Annotated in this window: 17 protein-coding genes and 1 tRNA gene; 10 read left to right on the forward strand and 8 right to left on the reverse strand. The window is 71.4% G+C overall.

Annotated features, from left to right (window positions below):
- Positions 1–201: 201 nt before the first annotated feature.
- The gene (gene serS / locus IF54_RS0117125) at positions 202–1479 is read left to right on the forward strand and encodes a serine--tRNA ligase (RefSeq protein ID WP_030319429.1); all 1278 of its coding nucleotides are present in this window, start codon (positions 202–204) and stop codon (positions 1477–1479) included.
- Entirely contained in the window at positions 1476–2273 is a 798-nt protein-coding gene (locus IF54_RS0117130; RefSeq protein WP_030319431.1) for an HAD family hydrolase, read from the forward strand. The genes serS and IF54_RS0117130 overlap by 4 nt, the downstream gene beginning before the upstream one ends.
- A gap of 72 nt (positions 2274–2345) precedes the next feature.
- Here IF54_RS0117130 and IF54_RS0117135 read toward each other — a convergent pair.
- The 6 genes from IF54_RS0117135 to IF54_RS0117160 all read right to left on the reverse strand — a co-directional run bounded on the left by IF54_RS0117135 (position 2346) and on the right by IF54_RS0117160 (position 6520).
- A tRNA-Ser gene (locus tag IF54_RS0117135) sits at positions 2346–2432 on the reverse strand.
- Positions 2433–2696: 264 nt separating this feature from the next.
- The gene (locus tag IF54_RS0117140) at positions 2697–2894 is read right to left on the reverse strand and encodes a hypothetical protein (RefSeq protein ID WP_030319434.1); all 198 of its coding nucleotides are present in this window, start codon (positions 2892–2894) and stop codon (positions 2697–2699) included.
- Positions 2895–3006: 112 nt separating this feature from the next.
- Positions 3007–3726 (reverse strand): ABC transporter permease subunit, encoded by a 720-nt coding sequence (locus IF54_RS0117145; protein WP_020134090.1) that lies wholly within the window; start codon positions 3724–3726, stop codon positions 3007–3009.
- 10 nt (positions 3727–3736) lie between these two features.
- Positions 3737–4648 (reverse strand): ABC transporter ATP-binding protein, encoded by a 912-nt coding sequence (locus tag IF54_RS0117150; RefSeq protein WP_020134091.1) that lies wholly within the window; start codon positions 4646–4648, stop codon positions 3737–3739.
- Positions 4645–5553 carry an ABC transporter permease subunit gene (locus IF54_RS0117155; protein WP_030319437.1) on the reverse strand — a complete coding sequence of 303 codons (909 nt, stop codon included), beginning with the start codon at positions 5551–5553 and terminating at the stop codon, positions 4645–4647. Before IF54_RS0117155 ends, IF54_RS0117150 begins: the two co-directional genes overlap by 4 nt.
- A complete protein-coding gene (locus IF54_RS0117160) occupies positions 5543–6520 on the reverse strand; it encodes an ABC transporter ATP-binding protein (protein WP_030319440.1) in 978 nt (325 codons plus the stop codon). The genes IF54_RS0117155 and IF54_RS0117160 overlap by 11 nt, the downstream gene beginning before the upstream one ends.
- A 249-nt stretch (positions 6521–6769) precedes the next feature.
- On the opposite strand from IF54_RS0117160, the gene IF54_RS0117165 reads away from it, so the two are divergent.
- From IF54_RS0117165 to IF54_RS0117200, 8 genes are all read left to right on the forward strand, one after another.
- A complete protein-coding gene (locus tag IF54_RS0117165) occupies positions 6770–7612 on the forward strand; it encodes a M24 family metallopeptidase (RefSeq protein WP_030319443.1) in 843 nt (280 codons plus the stop codon).
- On the forward strand, positions 7609–9366 hold the full coding sequence (locus tag IF54_RS0117170; protein WP_030319445.1) for an SDR family oxidoreductase: 1758 nt from the start codon (positions 7609–7611) through the stop codon (positions 9364–9366). Before IF54_RS0117165 ends, IF54_RS0117170 begins: the two co-directional genes overlap by 4 nt.
- The gene (locus IF54_RS0117175; RefSeq protein WP_030319448.1) at positions 9363–10232 is read left to right on the forward strand and encodes a metal-dependent hydrolase; all 870 of its coding nucleotides are present in this window, start codon (positions 9363–9365) and stop codon (positions 10230–10232) included. Before IF54_RS0117170 ends, IF54_RS0117175 begins: the two co-directional genes overlap by 4 nt.
- Positions 10233–10332: 100 nt before the next feature.
- Positions 10333–11271, forward strand: coding sequence for a MerR family transcriptional regulator (locus tag IF54_RS0117180; protein ID WP_030319450.1), 939 nt, complete (start codon positions 10333–10335; stop codon positions 11269–11271).
- Positions 11272–11393: 122 nt separating this feature from the next.
- A complete protein-coding gene (locus tag IF54_RS0117185) occupies positions 11394–11942 on the forward strand; it encodes an RNA 2'-phosphotransferase (protein ID WP_030319452.1) in 549 nt (182 codons plus the stop codon).
- A 61-nt stretch (positions 11943–12003) separates the two neighbouring features.
- Positions 12004–12447 (forward strand): hypothetical protein, encoded by a 444-nt coding sequence (locus tag IF54_RS0117190; RefSeq protein ID WP_107047841.1) that lies wholly within the window; start codon positions 12004–12006, stop codon positions 12445–12447.
- A 52-nt stretch (positions 12448–12499) separates the two neighbouring features.
- Positions 12500–13402, forward strand: coding sequence for an LLM class flavin-dependent oxidoreductase (locus IF54_RS0117195; RefSeq protein ID WP_030319457.1), 903 nt, complete (start codon positions 12500–12502; stop codon positions 13400–13402).
- A gap of 101 nt (positions 13403–13503) precedes the next feature.
- Positions 13504–14370: a Cof-type HAD-IIB family hydrolase gene (locus tag IF54_RS0117200; RefSeq protein ID WP_030319459.1), complete on the forward strand. Its 867-nt coding sequence runs from the start codon at positions 13504–13506 to the stop codon at positions 14368–14370.
- A gap of 39 nt (positions 14371–14409) precedes the next feature.
- Here the strand turns inward: IF54_RS0117200 and IF54_RS0117205 are convergent, their stop codons facing one another.
- Positions 14410–15477: a M23 family metallopeptidase gene (locus IF54_RS0117205; RefSeq protein ID WP_030319461.1), complete on the reverse strand. Its 1068-nt coding sequence runs from the start codon at positions 15475–15477 to the stop codon at positions 14410–14412.
- A gap of 102 nt (positions 15478–15579) precedes the next feature.
- The gene (cydD, locus tag IF54_RS0117210) at positions 15580–19065 is read right to left on the reverse strand and encodes a thiol reductant ABC exporter subunit CydD (protein ID WP_030319462.1); all 3486 of its coding nucleotides are present in this window, start codon (positions 19063–19065) and stop codon (positions 15580–15582) included.
- Positions 19066–19075: the final 10 nt, after the last annotated feature.

Consider the following 19075-nt stretch of genomic DNA (forward strand, 5'->3'; position numbering starts at 1 on the left):
TGGACAACCGTGCGCCAATTCCCGCTCCACACAAGGGAGTCGAGTCAACCCGGCGCCTCACGCGTGCCACGTCCCGGGGACCTGGGCTCTCTTTCCTTGACACGTTCCGCAATTCACCCATAACGCAACGTAAGCGCTGATGTGGGGCGGCCGGGAATAGTGAGTCGTGGGCCGTATCCCCGCACCGGTAGCCTTGGCCGCGTGATTGACCTTCGCCTGCTCCGTGAGGACCCTGACCGAGTGCGCGCGTCGCAGCGCGCCCGTGGAGAGGACGTCGCCCTCGTCGACTCCCTCCTGTCCGCCGACGAGCGGCGCAGGTCGTCCGGCGTCCGCTTCGACGAGCTGCGCTCCGAGCAGAAGAGCCTCGGCAAGCTCGTCCCCAAGGCCACTCCGGAGGAGCGCGTCGAGCTCCTGAAGCGGGCGGAGCAGCTGAAGGCCGAGGTGAAGGACGCCGAGGCCGCCCAGAACGAGGCCGACGAGGAGACCAAGCGCCTCCTGCTCCAGCTCGGCAACCTCGTCCACCCCGACGTCCCGGTGGGCGGCGAGGAGGACTTCGTCGTCCTGGAGACGCACGGCACCATCCGCGACTTCGGCGCCGAGGGCTTCGAGCCCAAGGACCACCTGGAGCTCGGCGAGGCGCTGGGCGCCATCGACGTCGAGCGCGGCGCCAAGGTGTCCGGCTCGCGCTTCTACTACCTGACCGGTGTCGGCGCCCTCCTCGAGCTGGCGCTCGTCAACGCGGCGATCGCCCAGGCCACCGAGGCCGGCTTCACGCCGATGCTGACGCCCGCGCTGGTCCGCCCGCGCGCCATGGAGGGCACCGGCTTCCTCGGCCAGGCCGCGGAGAACGTCTACCACCTGGAGAAGGACGACTACTACCTGGTCGGCACCTCCGAGGTCCCGCTCGCCGCGTACCACATGGACGAGATCCTGGACGCCGACAAGCTGCCGCTGCGCTACGCCGGCTTCTCGCCGTGCTTCCGCCGCGAGGCCGGCACCTACGGCAAGGACACCCGGGGCATCTTCCGCGTGCACCAGTTCGACAAGGTCGAGATGTTCTCCTACGTCGCCCCCGAGGATGCGGAGAACGAGCACAAGCGGCTCCTGGAGTGGGAGAAGCAGTGGCTGACCGGTCTTGAGCTGCCCTTCCAGGTGATCGACGTGGCCTCGGGCGACCTCGGCGCGTCCGCCTCCCGCAAGTTCGACTGCGAGGCGTGGATCCCGACCCAGGGCAAGTACCGCGAGCTGACCTCGGCCTCGAACTGCGACGGTTTCCAGGCCCGCCGCCTGGCCGTACGCATGCGCGACGGCAAGAAGGTCCAGCCGCTGGCGACGCTCAACGGCACGCTGTGCGCCGTCCCGCGCACCATCGTGGCCATCCTGGAGAACCACCAGCTGGCCGACGGCTCCGTGCGGGTGCCGGAGGTGCTGCGTCCGTACCTCGGTGGTCGGGAGCTGCTGGAACCGGTCGCCAAGTGAGCTTTCCGTACCGGCTGATCGCGACCGACCTCGACGGGACCCTCCTGGGTTCCGGCGAGTCGGTCTCGCAGCGCACTCGGGACGCCCTCGCCGCGGCCACCGCGGCGGGCGCCGCCCACATCGTCGTCACCGGACGCGGTGTCCGGTGGACACGGCACATCCTCGACGACCTCGGCTACCAGGGCCTCGCGGTGTGCGGACAGGGCTCGCAGGTCTACGACGCCGGCCGGCACCGTCTGCTGACCTCGGTGACGCTGGACCGGCAGCTGGCCGCGGTGGCCCTCGCGAAGATCGAGGCGGAGGTCGGCCCGCTGTTCCTGGCAGCGAGCCGCAGCGGTGTGGACGGGGACGTGCTGGTCGGGCCGGGGTACGCGCTGACGGGCGCACTGCCGGCGACGCCGTTCACGGACGTGTCCGACCTGTGGGCGGAGCCGCTGGGCAAGATCTACGTACAGCATCCGGAACTCACGGACGACGAGCTGGCCGAGACCGCCGTACGGGCCGCGGGGGGCTTCGTCTCGGTCGCGATGGCCGGCCAGGGCATCGTGGAGCTGCTCCCGCTGGGTCTGTCGAAGGCGACCGGTCTGTCCCTGGCGGCCCGGCGCCTGGGCCTGAAGGCCGCGGACACGATCGCCTTCGGCGACATGCCCAACGACATCCCCATGTTCGCCTGGGCGTCCTACGGCGTGGCGATGGCGGACGCCCACGAGGAGCTCAAGGCGGTCGCCGACGAGGTGACGTCCTCCAACGAGGAGGACGGGATCGCGGTGGTGCTGGAGCGGATGCTGGGCTGACACCGGTTCAGCCGCCGGTGCTCGAACTGCTGTGACGGTCGGTGCTGTTCGCTGTTCGCTGTTCGCTGTTCGCGGAGGATGCACGGATCGAACGTGCGCGGGCTTTGACACCCGACCATGGCTTAGCAAGCCAGTGCCTTACCACTCGGCCAATCCTCCGGGTGGGCGGCCTCACGCGAGAGCGACATCGCGTGCTCGAAGCGGCCGCCCCGGGCGGGTCCTGCGGTGGACTCGACGGTGGCGTAACTACACCGGAGTCCTCCGCCGGCCGCCCCGACGGGAGCTGGACGTACTGTCGTGCATGGACATCGTCCGGCTCCTCTCCCAGATCGTGGTGACACAACCATCGTGCCCGCACACCGAGTTGGGCGCCACTGATTAAACGGCCAAGTGTTCGACCTACTGGCTTCCCGGGAGTTCGACCTACCGGCGTCCCCACCGCTTGCGGCGCTTGCTGAAGAACCATCCCGCGGGCGGCTCGTCGGAACGCCAGGGCTGCGGCTCGGGCGACTCCCGGCGCCAGCGCGCGGCGAGCATGCGGGCCCGGGCGGACGGCTCGGAGGTGTCGGCGGAGCGTATGAAGTCCTCGTCCAGCACGAGGTCGTCCCAGTCGTCTGCCATGCCCGCGCCCGTTCCCTTCACCTCGCAGCTGGACGTCCACCTTTGCCCAGTGTGCCCGGACAAAGGTGAAGTCCCTGTCAATAAGCCCCGTATCAGGGCCGGGGAGTGGCCGCTACTCCTCGCCCGCCAGCGTCAGCGACCGCAGCTTCTGTCCCGCGTACCAGGTGGCCAGGACGGTCACCACGACCAGCAGCACCGTGGCCGTCGGCAGTCCGACGTCCGAGGTGACCAGGTCCCCGCCGGCGACCTTGTGGGCGACGGCCAGCGACCACTGCTGGACGCTCAAAGTGCGCGCCCCGGCGACCAGCGAGCCGAACAGCGCCTCCCAGACCAGCGCGTAGACGAGTCCGAAGACCACCGCGTGCCGGGACACCGTGCCCAGGAGCAGGAAGAGCGCCGCGTAGGCGATCGAGGAGACCAGCGCGGCCACCGTGTAGGCGACGGCGATCTGCTGGCCGTTGCCGTTGAGGATGAGGCCGGCGATGAAGGTGGGCAGCGCCGAGAACACCATCGTGACGGCGATCGCCACGATCAGCTTGGTGAAGATGATCGTCGGCCGCTTGATGGGCTTCGACAGCAGGTAGACCACCGAGCCGTCGTCGATCTCCGGGCCGATCGCGCCGGTGCCCGCGATGACGCCGATGATCGGCACCATGGTGGCCAGCGCGAGCCCGCCCAGCAGGTCGGAGGCGGTCTGGTCGTCGGCGCCGACCAGGGCGCGCACGATCACGGAGATCACGATAAGCAGCAGTGGCAGGGCGCCCAGGATGAGGGCCCGGCGGCGGCCGAGCAGGGCCCGGTAGGTGAGTCGGGCGACTGTGGGGTCGTACATCTTCGGCCTCCTACGCCGCGACGAGATACGAGAAGACGGACTCGAGGGACTCGTCGGACGGCGAGACCGTGAGCAGCCGGATGCCGTGGTCGCGGGCGACCCGGGGCAGCAGCGCGGTGAAACGGCCGAAGTCGACGGCCTGGACGTGCAACGCGCCCTCGGCCAGGTCGACCTCGATGCCGGACGTCGACGGGTCCGCGATCAGCGCGGCCGCCAGGGCGCGGTCGTCGCTGGAGCGCACCAGGTAGCGGTGCGGACGGTCCGTCATCAGGCGGCGGATCCTGCGGAAGTCACCGCTGGCCGCGTGCCGTCCGGCCACGACGACCTCGATGTGCCAGGCGAGCTGCTCGACCTCTTCCAGGATGTGGGAGGAGAACAGGACGGTGCGTCCCTCGTCGCCCATGCGCCGAAGCAGGTCCATGAGCTGCATGCGCTGGCGCGGGTCCATGCCGTTGAACGGCTCGTCGAGCAGGAGCAGCGACGGGTCATGGACCAGTGCGGACGCCATCTTCACGCGCTGGCGCATGCCCTTGGAGTAGGTGGAGATCTTGCGGTCCTGCGCGTACTCCATCTCGACCGTGGCCAGCGCCTTCTGGGCGGCCTTCGCGCCCAGGCCGTGCAACTCCGCGTTGGCGACGACGAATTCACGGCCGGTGAGGAAGTCGTACATCGCCTCGCGCTCGGGGACGACGCCGATGTGCTTGTAGATCTCCTCGTTGCGCCACACCTGCTGTCCGTCGAGGGTGACGGTGCCGGTGGAGGGGGCCAGGAAGCCACCCATCATGTTGATGAGGGTGGACTTCCCGGCGCCGTTGGGGCCGAGCAGGCCGGTCACGCCGGGGCCGATCGTCATGGTGATGTCGTTGACGGCGACCACGTTGCCGAACCAGCGGGAGACATGGTCGATCTGGAGCGTGGTCACAGTCCCACCTTCTTGTAGCGGCGCAGCAGGAGGCCGTAGCACGCGGCGATCAGTCCGAGGACGGCCAGGACGTAGACGACCCCTTCGCCGTTGTCCGGACCCACCGCGCCGGGGAATGCCGAGCTCGCGCCGAGGAACGCCGACTGGAGTCCGTCGATGAGCGTGACCGGCGAGAACAGGCCGATCCACGGGATGGCCGACGTGCTGCCCTGGGCGTCGGCGATGGCCTGGAGGGTGGAGACCGCGCCGTAGGAGATGGTCATGACGGCGATCACGGCCGCGATGCCGAAGCCCCGGCGCGGGGTGACCGACGCGATGACCAGGCCGATGCCGGCGAAGAGCAGCGAGAGCAGGGCCACGGAGACCAGTCCCTGCCCGAAGCCCTTGGTCTGGTCGGTGAAGTCGAGTTTGGCGAGCAGGGCGCCGACATAGAGCACGATCAGCGGGGCCGCGGTCAGGATGAACATCGCGGAGGCCAGTGCCGCGTACTTCGCACGGACGTAGTCGGCGGTCTCGATGGGCCGCGAGAAGTACAGCGGCACCGTCTTGAAGCGCAGGTCGCGCGAGACCGACTGAGGGGCCTGCGAGGCGACGTACAGGCTGATGACGGCCTGCATGATGATCGCGTAGCGGGTGTAGTCGACGGGCAGGTCCTTGGCCTTGGTGGCGACCGCGACGGCCACCATGATGGCCGCGGGCACGCACATCACGACGAACAGCAGCATCGGCAGCACCTTGGACTTCACCGAACGGCCGAGGCCGTAGGCGCCGCGCAGGGACTGCGAGTAGAGCGAGCGGGTCGCGTAGGAGCGGCCCAGTCGCGGGCCGTCGTAGCTGCGGTAGCCGATGTTGTGGATACGGGTCTGGTCGCCCGAGGGCGCGGCGACCGGGTGCTCAACCGCCATGGCCGACGGCCTCCTTCCGCTTCTTGTCGTCGCTCGCGTCCTCGCTGGTGAAGACCTCCGAGATGTGGTGCCTGCGCTGCTCCATGCGCACCAGGCCGAGCCCGAGGTCGGCGACGACGTCCCGGACCACGTCGTAGGTCTCCTCGCCCTGCGCGGTCAGCAGCAGGATGTGGCCGGCGCCCGGCAGGCCGCCGGTGGAGTCGAGGACCTCCACCCCGCGCGCGTGCAGCGCCTCGCGCACCGCGCTGGTCCCGTCCGGGTGCTCGTCGGTGTCGGTGACCTCGACCGCGAGGGTCGTCGTGGTCTGGGTGAAGTCGGTGGTGGAGCTGGAGCGCAGCAGCTTGCCGCCGTCGATGACGACCACGTGGTCGCAGGTGCGCTCCAGCTCGCCCAGCAGGTGCGAGGTGACCAGGACCGAGATGCCGAAGTCGGTGTAGATGCGCCGGATCAGACCCAGCATGTCGTCGCGGCCGACCGGGTCGAGGCCGTTGGTCGGCTCGTCCAGGAAGACCAGCTGCGGGTCGTGGACCAGGGCCTGCGCGAGCTTCACCCGCTGCTTCATGCCGGTGGAGTAGCCGCCGATGGGGCGGTAGCGCTCCTCGTACAGGCCGACATGGCGCAGGGTGTCCGCGGTGCGTTCGCGCGCGGCGGTGGGCGGCAGGCCGGACATGCGGGCCATGTGCACCACGAACTCGGTCGCCGAGACGTCCGGCGGCAGGCAGTCGTGCTCCGGCATGTAGCCGACCCGCTCGCGGATGGCGGCACCCTTGGTCGCGACGTCGAGCCCGAGCACTTCGGCACGGCCCTCGGAGGCGGGGGACAGACCCAGCAGGATCTTGATCATGGTGGACTTGCCGGCTCCGTTGGCTCCGACGAGTCCGGTCACACCGGGTCCGACGTCCAAGGAGAGCCGGTCAAGCGCGGTCACCCGGGGGAACCGCTTGCTCAGGCTTTCGGTCGCGATCACAGTCACGTCATCGACATTAGTGACGCGGACCACTCCGGTCGTCACCCCGCAGAGCTGCATCGGCATCAGACTCCAGGCGTACGGGCACCTAGGGGTCCCCCCTGAGGTCGAACAACGCGGACCGTGTTTTCCACATCGGCAAGGTTTTCCACAGCCTGAACAGGGCCTATTGACGCAGCCTCCAACGACTGTCACATTCGCCAGTGTCACGTTACGGACACGTACCGCGATCGACAGGACGGGGGTGGCATGGCGACGGCAGTGCACGGCGAACTCTCCGCACGGCTCCAGGGGTTCAAGAAGGTCCAGCGGCTCGCCTACGCGTGCGCGGAGGCGGTCGCGGCCCGCCTGGAACCCGGCGTCACCGAGCGGCAGGCCGCCCGCATGCAGCGCGGGTGGCTGTGCGAGCGGGGCGTGAGGGACTGGTTCCACCTGCCCTTCGCCTGGTTCGGGGACCGCACGGCGTTCACCGGCTTCCGCGTCCCGCTCCAGTTCTTCCCCACCGACCGCCGGCTCGAGCCGGGGATGCCGTTCATCCTGGACATGGCCCCGGTGTACGAGGGATTCACCGCCGACATCGGCTACTCCGGCGCGCTCGGCGACAACCCCGTCCAGGAACGGCTGGCGACCGACCTCCGGGCCCACCGGGCGCTGATCCTGCGCGAGGTCCGCGAGCGGCGGCCGCTGCGCGAGATCTACGAGAACGTGGACCGCCTCATGGTCCGCCAGGGCTACGCCAACCGGCACCGCGCCTACCCCTTCGGCGTGATCGCCCACAAGGTCGACCAGGTCAAGGAGCGCCGCTGGTCACCGCAGCTGTTCGGGTTCGGCACCCAGTCCCTCAAGGGCCTCGCCGCCGACGCCCTGCGCGGCCACCGCGAGGGCTGGTCGCCCCTGTGGTCGCCGTACCGCTTCTCCGACCACCCGCCGCAGCCGGGCCTGTGGGCGGTCGAACCCCACCTCGGATTCCGGGGCACGGGCGCGAAGTTCGAGGAGATCCTGGTCGTCACCGACTCCCGGGACCCCGAGCAGAGCGCCTTCTGGCTGGACGACGACCTGCCGCACGTGCGGCGCTGGGCGGAGGAGGAGTGACCTTGCTCGAAGGTGCGCGTGAACGCCGGGTACGGACCGGCGGAGTCGACCTGTGCGTGGCCGAACTGGGGGACCCGCACCGGCCGACCGTCGTCCTGGTGCACGGCTACCCGGACAGCAAGGAAGTCTGGTCCGAGGTCGCCGCCCGCCTCGCCGGCCGGTTCCACGTCGTCCTCTACGACGTCCGCGGCCACGGCCGCTCCACGGCCCCGAAGCCGCTGCGCGGCGGGTTCACCCTGGAGAAGCTGACCGACGACTTCCTGGCCGTCGCGGACGCCGTCAGCCCGGACCGGCCCGTGCACCTGGTCGGTCACGACTGGGGCTCGGTGCAGGCCTGGGAGTTCGTCACCGTCCGGCGCACCGCGGGGCGGATCGCCTCCTTCACCTCGATGTCCGGCCCGTCCCTCGACCACTTCGGGCACTGGATCGCGGGGCGCCTGAAGCGTCCCACCCCGCGCCGGATCGGCCAGCTCCTCGGCCAGGGCGCCAAGTCCTGGTACGTGTACGCCCTGCACACCCCGGCCCTGCCCGAACTGGCCTGGCGCGGCCCCCTCGGCAAGGCCTGGCCCCGCATCCTGGAACGCGCCGAGAAGATCCCCTCCGACGGCTACCCCACCCCCTCGCTGCCCACCGACGCGGCCCACGGCGCCTGGCTGTACCGCGACAACGTCCGCTCCCGGCTGCGCCGCCCGCGCACCGACGCCCACGCACACGCGCCCGTGCAGCTCATCACGCCCCTGGGCGACGCCTTCCTCTCCGAGCGGCTCTACGACGGCCTGGAGCAGTGGGTGCCCGAGCTGACCCGGCGCACCCTGCCCGCCAAGCACTGGATCCCCCGCTCCCGCCCGGACCAGCTCACTTCGTGGATCACGGAGTTCGTGACCTCCGTGGAAGCGGGCCGCACCCCCGTGCGGGCGACCGGGAAGCACGCCGAGCGGTTCGGCGGCCGGCTCGTCCTCGTCACCGGTGCGGGCAGCGGCATCGGACGGGCCACCGCGTTCGCCTTCGCCGAGGCCGGGGCCCGCGTGGTGGCCGTCGACCGGGACGCCGAGACCGCCGCCCGCACCGCCGAACTGTCCCGGCTCCTCGGCGCCCCCGAGGCCTGGGCCGAGACCGTCGACGTCTCCGACGAACAGGCCATGGAGAAACTCGCCGACAAGGTCGCCGCCGAGTACGGCGTGGTCGACGTCCTGGTCAACAACGCCGGGATCGGCCTCGGCGGCCCCTTCCTCGACACCACCACCGAGGACTGGAAGAGGGTCCTCGACGTCAACCTGTGGGGCGTCATCCACGGCTGCCGGCTCTTCGGCCGGCAGATGGCCGAGCGTGGACAGGGCGGCCACATCGTCAACACCGCCTCCGCGGCCGCCTTCCAGCCCTCCCGCGCGCTGTCCGCCTACGGCACCTCCAAGGCGGCCGTCCTCATGCTCAGCGAGAGCCTGCGCGCCGAACTCGCCGGCCGGGGCGTCGGCGTGAGCGCCGTCTGCCCCGGCTTCGTCAACACCGGCATCGCCTCCACCGCGCGGTTCGCGGGCGTCGACGCCGATGAGGAGGAACGCCGCCGGAAGCGCGCGACCCGCCTCTACGGACTGCGCAACTACCCGCCGGAGAAGGTCGCCGACGCGATCCTGCGCGCGGTCGTGCGCAACCAGGCCGTCGTACCGGTCACCCCCGAGGCCCGCGCCGCCCACGTCCTGGCGCGCTGGGCACCGAAGACCCTCCGCGCGCTGGCCAGACTGGAGCCGCCGCTGTGAGCCACCGCATCGCGCCACGCCGGGTGTCCTTCGACTGGTCCCGCACACCCCTGCACTGGATCCCCGGCGAACCCACCGCCACCCACGTCATCAACGTGCTCCACCTGCTGCTGCCCGCGGGAGAGCGCTGGTTCGTGAAGGTCTTCAAGGAGGGCCTGCCGCTGGTCAGGGACCCCGAACTCCGCGCCGACGTCAAGGGGTTCATGGGTCAGGAAGCCACCCACAGCGTCCAGCACACGCACGTTCTGGACCATCTCGCGGCGCAGCGGCTCGACACCGCCGACTTCACCCGGCACGTCGACTTCCTCTTCGAGCGGCTCCTCGGCGAACGCCCACCCCTCGGCGCGCCCGTCCCCGCGCGCGAATGGCTGCGTTTCCGGCTCTCCGTCGTCGCCGCCATCGAGCAGTTCACAGCCGTGCTCGGCGACTGGGTTCTGGCCGCCGAAGGCCTCGACCGGGCCGGCGCCGACGCGGCCATGCTCGACCTGCTGCGCTGGCACGGCGCCGAGGAGGTCGAACACCGCGCGGTCGCCTTCGACATGTACCAGCACTGCGGCGGCACCGGCACCGCCCGCTACGCACGCCGGGTCGCCGGCATGGCGGTGACCGCCCCGGCGATGCTGTACCTGTGGGTGTGGGGCACGGCCTACCTGATGCGGCACGACCCCCAACTGGCCGGGCGGGCGCGCTACTCCCTCAAGGAGCACGACCGGGCCGTGAGAAAAGGCCTGCTGCCGGCCTGGCGGGACCTCGGCGCGGCGATACCGCGCTACCTGCGACGGTCCTACCACCCCTCCCACGAAGGGTCGTTGAGCCGGGCGATGGAGTACCTGAAGCGGTCCCCGGCGGCCGAGGGGGCCGCGTGAGCGAGCCGGGTGGCCACGTGAACGACCCAAGGGGCCGCGTGAGCGACCCAGGGGGTGGGCCGGGCGACCGACAGGGCCACGTGAACGCTCCGGGGGGCACGTGAACGACGCCGCCGCGCACCGCATCGAGGACCTCGCCCACCTCAGCGGCACCACCGTCCGCACCATCCGCGCCTACCAGGACCGCGGCCTGCTCCCCCGGCCAGAGCGCCGCGGCCGCGCCAACATCTACACCGACGCCCACCTCGCCCGGCTCCGGCAGATCGCCGACCTCCTCGACCGCGGCTACAGCCTGGCCGCCATCAAGGAGCTCCTGGAGGCCTACGACTCCGGCCGGGGCCTCGGCGGGGTGCTGGGCCTGGTCGCCGAGGTCGACGGCCCCTGGACCGACGAGGAGACCGGCCGGATCTCCCGCGCCGAGCTGGACGCACGCTTCGGCGGCGTCCCCGACGAGTCCGCGGTCGCCGAGGCGGTGGAGCTCGGCATCCTGCGACCCGTGCCCGGCGACGACGACTCCTTCCTCGTGCCGAGTCCCCAAGAACTCGCCGTGGCAGCCGAGTTGCACGCCGCCGGGGTGCCGCTCTCCGCGATCTCCAGCCACCTGCGGGAGTTGAGGGGTCAGGTCGAGCACATCGCCGCCCGTTTCCTGGAGTTCACCACCGAGCACGTCTTCGCCCGCTACCTGCGCGGTCCCGACCGTCCGACCGACGCGGAAGCGGCCGAGGCGGCCGCACTGGTACGACGGCTGCGGCCCCTCGCACAGCAGACGGTGGACGCGGAACTCGCGCGCGCGATGAGGCTGTTGGCGGTACGGCAGCTGCGGCAGCACCTGGGGTCCCCGGAGGAGGCCGAAGGGCATCCGGCGTCACGTTCCGTGGCCGTACCTGAGGAGACGATGCGGGCGGTGGAGAAGCTGGTTGGGACGGAGGGAGCGGCGGAGTTCTTCGTGCTGGCGGCTGAACGGGAGGTGCGGGCAAGGGCGTTGGATGCGCTCACGTCAAATGGAAGGGCCCCAGTTGATCTTGACGAAGAGGGCTGACATGACAGGGAGTTGTCCACAGAAACGCCAAGTAACCTGTGGATAACTACAGTTGGTTGTGGATCAAACATGCGGGCCAAAATCATTCGCGTGATTCACGTCTCTCCCAGCACCCTGGTGCCATGGACGAAAGACGCACCGTGAAGGTGTCCAAGTACCTCTCGAAACACCTGCGGCACCAGCCCGAGCGGATCGGGCTCACCCTCGACGAGGCCGGCTGGGTCGAGATCGACGCGCTCCTCGCCGCGACGGCCGCGCACAACTTCCACATCACCCGCGAAGAACTGGACCACGTCGTCGCCGCGAACGACAAGCAGCGCTTCGCCATCGAGGGCTCCCGCATCCGCGCCAGCCAGGGCCACAGCGTGAGCGTCGATCTGGGCCTCGCCGCGGCGACCCCGCCGCCGTACCTCTTCCACGGCACCGTGGCCCGCAACCTGGACGCGATCCGCACCGAGGGGCTGCGCCCCATGAACCGGCACGACGTCCATCTGTCGCCCGACCGTGAGACCGCGACCCGGGTCGGGGCCCGCCGCGGCCGCCCCGTCGTGCTCTCCGTCGATGCGGCGGCCATGCACCGCAACGGCCACGTCTTCCACGTCAGCGCCAACGGGGTCTGGCTGACGCATGCCGTGCCACCAAGCTATCTGAGGTTCCCCGCGTCGCACTGAGCTCTCTTTCCGGGGCCCACCGGCCTCTCCGTTCCGAGCCCCCGCAGGCATGATCGGTGGTATGGACCACTTGCCGACCACCGAGGCCGCCGTCACCGCGCTGCGCCACCTCGCCGCCGAGTACCGGCTCGCGATCGACGTCAGCCATGACATCGGAGCCGACCAGACCTCCCGCCGCAGCGCCGCGGGCGTCGGCGTCACCACCGACCCGGACGGCACCCTGCCCCACGAGGCCTACGTCGAACTCGGCGGCCGGCCGCACGTGGAGGTGCGGCTGTTCCCGGACGATGACGCTCTGATCACCGTCGAGGGGGTCGAGTGCCCCGACGTCGCCCGCGACGACGTCCCCGCCTTCCTCCGTGCCCTCTACGAAGGCCACGCGTGGGTGAAGGCGCGCCGCTTTCCCCCGAGCCACTTTCTGATGGTGCCGCTCCCCGGTGACCGTGTGCACAAGGAGTTCATCCCGGTGGGGCTCAGTCCCTGGCTCAGCGGCCGCAGACAGTGACCGTGAGTCACTGTTTCACGTGAAACACTGCCGGACGCATACGCTCAGTCCTATGAGTCTGCGTCTGAGCACCGTGATCCTCCCGTACCGCCGCTGGAACGAGGGAGGCCGCGAGGCATGGCAACGCGCGGAGCAGCTCGGGTTCCACACCGGATACACCTACGACCACCTCTCGTGGCGCACCTTCCGTGACGGCCCCTGGTTCGGTGCTGTGCCCACGTTGACGGGTGCCGCGGGCGTCACCGACCGGCTGCGGCTGGGCACCCTGGTGACCTCGCCGAACTTCCGTCACCCCGTCACCCTCGCCAAGGAACTGATCACCCTCGACGACATCTCCGGCGGCCGGGTCACCCTCGGGATCGGCGCGGGCGGCACCGGCTTCGACGCGACCGCGCTCGGCCAGGACCCATGGACCCCGCGCGAGCGCGCCGACCGGCTCGCCGAGTTCGTGCCGCTGCTCGACCGGCTGCTCCGCGAGGACTCGGTGTCCTACGAGGGCGACTACTACTCGGCGCACGAGGCCCGCAACATCCCCGGCTGCGTCCAGCGGCCCCGGCTGCCCTTCGCGGTGGCCGCCACCGGCCCGCGCGGTCTGAAGCTGGCGGCGCGCCACGGACAGGCCTGGGTGACCACCGGCGACCCCAAGCTGTACGAGAACGGCACCCCCGAGCAGTCCCGCCAGGCCCTCCGCGGCCAGATCGACCGGCTCGGCGACGCCTGCGCGGTGGTGGGCCGGGACACGAAGGAGCTGGACAAGATCCTGCTCACCGGCTTCACCCCGGACCGCGGCCGTCCCCTGGAGTCCCTCGACGCCTTCGTCGACTTCGCGGGCCGCCACCAGGAGCTGGGTTTCACGGAGCTGGTGATCCACTGGCCGATCCCCGACTCGGACTTCGCGGCCGACGAGAAGGTCTTCGAGCAGATCGCCATGGAGGCACCGGCACAGCTGGGCTGAGAGGGCGTTATCGGGGCGGGTGGGGCCGCCTACGAGTCGCCCATGTCTCACCTGTGCGGGCGGCCGCACGGTCGTGCACGCATGTGCGGGAGAATGAGCGGGTGACCTCAGCGACCCGACAGCCCGAGACCCCGGCCGCCGACATACCGCCGCGCCTGATCGCCACCGACCTCGACGGCACTCTGCTGCGCGACGACAAGTCGGTGTCCCCGCGCACCGTCGCGGCCCTCGCCGCCGCCGAGAAGGCAGGCATCGAGGTCTTCTTCGTCACCGGCCGCCCGGCCCGCTGGATGGACGTCGTCAGCGATCACGTCCACGGTCACGGGCTCGCCATCTGCGGAAACGGCGCCGCCGTGGTCGACCTGCACGGCGGTCCCGGCGCACACCGGTTCGTGAAGGTGCGGGAGCTGGCCCGGGAGAACGCCCTGGACGCCGTACGCCTGCTGCGCGAGGCGGCGCCCGGCACGGTCTACGCGGTCGAGCAGACGTACGGCTTCCACCAGGAGCCGGACTATCCCAAGCTGCACATGGAGATCCCGGACCACCTCGCCCCGGCCGAAGACCTGCTGGCCGACGACGGTCCCGGTGCGGAGGAGCCGGTGCTGAAGATCCTCGCGTACCACCCCACCATGGACCCGGACGCCTTCCTCACCCTCTCCCGTCTCGCCATCGGCGACCGCGCCAACGTCACCCGCTCCAGCCCCAGCGCACTGCTGGAGATCAGCGGTCCCGACGTCTCCAAGGCCAGCACCCTCGCCCTGTGCTGTGCCGAGCGCGGTATCTCGCACGAGGAGGTCGTCGCCTTCGGGGACATGCCCAACGACCTGGAGATGCTGACCTGGGCGGGGCAGTCGTACGCGATGGGCAACGCGCACCCGGACGTGATCGCCGCGGCCTCGGGCCGGACCGTCGCCAACAACGACGACGGTGTGGCGGTCGTGATCGAGCGGCTGCTGGAGCGGAAGTAGCCGCGGTCGTTCCTCCAGTGGCAGGCACTGCCCGCGGGGTCAGCCGAGGGGCACCCCGCGTGCCGCCAGCCAGGGCACCGGGTCCACCGCGGAGCCCGTCTCCGGTGTGACGCGTACCTCGAAGTGCAGGTGCGGGCCGGTCGAGTTGCCGGACGTGCCCGACTGGCCGATCCACTGCCCCGGGGCGACGGCCTCCCCCTGGTCGACGGTGACGGCGGCGAGATGGGCGTACTGCGTGAAGTAGCCGCCGGGATGTTCGATCACGATCTCGATGCCGAAGGGGCCTCCGCAGGACACCTTCACCACCCGGCCGGCGCCCACCGCTCGCACCGGCGTGCCGATCGGCACCGCGAAGTCCTGTCCGGTGTGCCGGTTCGCCCAGCGTGACCCGCCGCTGCCGAACCCCGCGGACAGCTCGTACACGGCCACCGGCGTGACCCACGCGGCCGCGGGGGACTGCGGCGGCTGGTCCAGGCGTACGGCACCGCGGCAGGCGCCGGCCGCGACGGACGCGTCGGCCCGGCCCTGGAGCTGCCAGCGGGCCTCGTCGAGTGTCTGCTCGATGTCGTGCTTCAGCGCGGCGAGTTCGGCGCTCCGCCGCTCCAGCTTCCGCCGGTCCGCCATGGCCTTCGCCTCGTCCGCCGCGAGCCGGGCCTCGGCCCGACGGCTCTTGTCGACCGCGTTGTTGACGGCCACCGTCGTGCGGGAGAACACGTGCTGACCGCGCATCAGGTCACTGAGGTCGTCCGCCAGGATGATCTGCGCCGTGAGCGGCAGACCACCGCCGTCGCGGTACTGGGACCGGGCGATACGGCCGAGATCCTCGTGCAGGACGGCGATCTCCTGCCGCTCCCGGGCCAGGAGGTCCTCGAACCGCCGCGCCCGCGCCCGCTGCATCTCAGCCTTCTGGCGCCCCGCCTCGTACCGCTGTGTCGCCAGCGCCGCGTCCTCGTACAGCCGCGCCACCTGCGCGCTGAGCTCCGAGTCACCGTCCTCGCGGCGCCCCACGCCGTCGTCCGTTGTCGGCGTGGGCCGGGCCGTGGGCACGGCGACGAGCGCGCACAGCAGCACGGGAACGAGCAGTGCGCAAAGGCGAGGTGATCGCATGTCAGCGATCCTGTCCCGGGCTGCGGGACGCGGTCCTGTTCAAGTCGTACGGCTGGGGGACACGCTGCTGCGGACGGGTCACCACAGCACCGCACGAGCGTCCTACGCTCCGACCAGCAGCTCCGACTCCGCCTCCCGCTCGGCCATCTCCCGCAGCGGGCCCTCGACCGCGGCCAACTCCGCGTACGAGCCCCGCTGCACGACCTGCCCCTTGTCGAGCACGACCACCTCGTCCACCGACTCCAGTCCCGCCAGCCGGTGGGTGATGAGGAGCGTCGTCCGCCCCTGCGTGGCGGCCAGCAGATCGGCGGTGAGGGCGTCCGCGGTGGGCAGGTCGAGGTGTTCGGCCGGCTCGTCCAGGACGAGGACGGGGAAGTCGGCGAGCAGCGCCCGGGCCAGCGCGAGCCGCTGGCGCTGACCGCCGGACAGCCGGGCCCCGTGTTCACCGACCAGGGTGTCGAGGCCGTCGGGCAGGCTTTCCGCCCAGTCGAGCAGCCGGGCCCTGCCCAGCGCGTCCCGCAGTTCGTCCTCCGTCGCGTCCTTCTTCGCGAGGAGCAGGTTCTCGCGCACCGAACTGTCGAAGAGGTGCGCGTCCTGCGCGCACAGCCCCACCAGCCGCCGTACGTCGTCGCCCGGCAAACCGTAGGCGTCCACACCGGCCAGGGTGTAGGTGCCGGCCTCCGCGTCCAGGAAGCGCAGCAGCACCTGGGCGAGCGTCGTCTTGCCGGAGCCTGACGCGCCGACCACGGCGATCCTCCGGCCCTCGGTCAGGGTGAGGTCGAGTCCGGTGAGCGCGTCCCGGTCCTGGCCCTCGTGCCGGGCGGCGAGTTTCTTGACCACCAGGGGGAAGGGCGAGGCGGGAGCCTGCCGCCCCTGCTCCGGTTCCCGCACCGGGTCGGGCGCGTCCAGCACCTCGTAGACGCGTTCCGCGCTCCTGCGCACCCGCTGCCGGTACTGCACCGCGAGCGGCAGCCCGAGAACCGCCTCGAAGACGGCCAGCGGAGTGAGCACCACGACGGCCATGACGACCCCGCCGAGCCGACCGGAGGCGACCGCCTGGGCGCCCACGAGTGCGGTCGCGGTGACGGTCAGGCCGCAGATCAGGGCGGTGAGTCCGGCGCCGAGGGCGGTGGCGGTGGCGGTCCGGGAGGCGATCCGGGTGAGGACACCGTCGGCCCGGCGTGCCGCGGCGGTACGGGCGGGCAGGGCGCCGGAGACGGTCAACTCGGCGGTGCCGGTGAGCAGATCGGCCACCCGGGTCGACAGTTCCCCGCGGGCCGGGGCCAGCCGGCGCTCGGCACGCCGGGCCACGGCACCCGTGAGAACCGGGACGCCGACACCGGCGGCCAGCAGACCCACGGCGAGTACGGCACCGGCCTCCGGCAGCAGCCAGGCCGTGAAGCCCACGGAGGCCGCCGACACCAGGGCCGCGGCACCGGCGGGCAGCAACCAGCGCAGCCAGTAGTCCTGAAGGGCGTCCACGTCGGACACGAGCCGCGCGAGCAGATCGCCCCGGCGGGCCGTCCGCAGCCCAGCGGGCGCGAGCCGTTCCAGCCTTCGGTAGACGGCGACCCGGGTGTCGGCGAGCATCCGCAGCACGGCGTCGTGCGACACCAGCCGCTCCGCGTACCGGAACACGGCCCGCCCGATCCCGAAGGCGCGGGTCGCCGTCACGGCCACCATCAGGTACAGCACGGGCGGCTGCTGCGAGGCCCGCGAGATCAGCCACCCCGAGGTGGCCATCAGCCCCACGGCACTGCCGAGGGCGAGGCTGCCGAGGAGCAGCGCAAGGGCGAGCCGGCCGCGCCGGGGACCGGACAGTGCGCGGACCCGGGCCAGCGGGCCGCGTCCCGCGGAGGGCACATCCGTCACTGCGACACCGGCCGCGCCGACGCCACCGGTCTCCACCACCCGGGCCCCGGGCGTCCTGGCCGTCGTCTCCGCCGGCACGTGGGCCGTCGGCTCCGCCAGTCGCACCACCCGGTCGGCCACCCCCAGCAACGCGGGCCGGTGCACCACCAGCAGGACCGTTCGTCCGGCCGCGAGCCGCCTTACCGCCGCCACGACCTCAGCCTCGGTGGCTCCGTCGAGCGCCGCCGTCGGCTCGTCGAGGAGCAGGACCGGCCGGTCCGCGAGGAACGCCCGCGCAAGCGCCAGCCGTTGCCGCTGCCCTGCGGAGAGCCCGGCCCCGTCCTCGCCGAGCACGGTGTCGGCCCCCAGGGGCAGCGCGTCGACGAACTCCCGGGCTCCCGCGTCCGCCAAGGCCTGTCGCACGGCTGTGTCGTCCGCCTCGGGACGGGCCAGCCGGACGTTCTCGGCGATCGTCCCGGCGAACAGCTGGGGCCGCTGCGGCACCCACGCGACGCGCGACCGCCACTCCGCCAGGTCGACCTCGGCGAGATCGGCTTCCCCGATCCGCACCCGTCCCTCGGCCGGCCGGATAAACCCCAGCAGGACGTTCAGCAGCGTCGACTTGCCCGCGCCGCTCGGCCCGACCAGGGCCACCGTCTCCCCGGGCGCGATCTCGAAGGACACGTCCGTGACGGCGTCACCGGACCGCCCCGGGTAGCGGACCGTGACCCGCTCGAAGGCGAGCGCGCCCGCAGGCACGGGAGCGGTCCCGGTCGCCGGCGCCGGTGTCTCCAGGACCTCGAAGATCTCCTCGGCCGCGGCCAGTCCCTCGGCCGCCGCGTGGTACTGCGTGCCCACCTGGCGCAGGGGCAGATACGCCTCGGGGGCCAGGATGAGGATGACGAGACCGTCGTACAGATGCATCTCGCCGTGGACGAGCCGCATGCCGATCGTCACGGCGACCAGGGCCACCGAGAGCGTCGACAGCAGCTCCAGGGCGAAGGAGGAGATGAAGGCGATCCGCAGGGTCCGCATGGTGGCCTGGCGGTACTCGCCGGTGATGCGGCGGATCGACTCGGCCTGTGCCTTGGCCCGGCCGAACACCTTCAAGGTCGGCAGACCCGCGACCACGTCCAGGAAGTGCCCCGACAGCCGGGACAGCAGTCGCCACTGACGGTCCATCCGGGACTGGGTGGCCCAGCCGATCAGCACCATGAAGACGGGGATCAGCGGCAGGGTCCCGACGATGATGGCCGCCGAGACCCAGTCCTCGGTCACGATCCGCGCCAGTACCGCCACCGGGACGACCACCGCGAGGCCCAGCTGCGGGAGATAGCGCGAGAAGTAGTCGTCGAGAGCGTCCACGCCCCGGGTGGCGAGGGCGACCAGCGATCCGGTCCGCTGTCCGCTCAGCCATTCGGGGCCGAGCGTCGTGGCCCGCTCCAGCAGGCGTCCTCGCAGCTCCGACTTGACCGCCGCGCTCGCCCGGTGGGCGGCGAGTTCGGTGAGCCAGGAGACGAGTCCGCGGCCGGCGGCCACGGCCGCCAACAGCAGCAGGGGAGTGCGCAGTCCGGGGACCGACAGGCCGTGCTGGAACGCGCCCACCACGATCTCGGCGATGAGCATCGCCTGGGCGATGACCAGGAGGGCCCCGAGGCCGCCCAGGCCGACCACGGCCACCAGGAAGAGGCGGGTGGCCCGGGCGTAGTGCAGCAGACGTGGATCGATTGGTTTCACGTGAAACACA

The organism is Streptomyces sp. NRRL B-3229, assembly GCF_000719505.1.
Classification (GTDB): Bacteria; Actinomycetota; Actinomycetes; order Streptomycetales; family Streptomycetaceae; genus Streptomyces; species Streptomyces griseorubiginosus.

Bases quoted from the DNA above. Each gene is read 5' to 3' on its own strand.
- IF54_RS0117140 (WP_030319434.1), bottom strand. From the start codon at position 2,894: ATGGCAGACGACTGGGACGACCTCGTGCTGGACGAGGACTTCATACGC.
- IF54_RS0117145 (WP_020134090.1), bottom strand. From the start codon at position 3,726: ATGTACGACCCCACAGTCGCCCGACTCACCTACCGGGCCCTGCTCGGC.
- IF54_RS0117155 (WP_030319437.1), bottom strand. From the start codon at position 5,553: ATGGCGGTTGAGCACCCGGTCGCCGCGCCCTCGGGCGACCAGACCCGT.
- IF54_RS0117165 (WP_030319443.1), top strand. From the start codon at position 6,770: ATGGCGACGGCAGTGCACGGCGAACTCTCCGCACGGCTCCAGGGGTTC.
- IF54_RS0117185 (WP_030319452.1), top strand. From the start codon at position 11,394: ATGGACGAAAGACGCACCGTGAAGGTGTCCAAGTACCTCTCGAAACAC.
- IF54_RS0117190 (WP_107047841.1), top strand. From the start codon at position 12,004: ATGGACCACTTGCCGACCACCGAGGCCGCCGTCACCGCGCTGCGCCAC.
- IF54_RS0117195 (WP_030319457.1), top strand. From the start codon at position 12,500: ATGAGTCTGCGTCTGAGCACCGTGATCCTCCCGTACCGCCGCTGGAAC.
- IF54_RS0117205 (WP_030319461.1), bottom strand. From the start codon at position 15,477: ATGCGATCACCTCGCCTTTGCGCACTGCTCGTTCCCGTGCTGCTGTGC.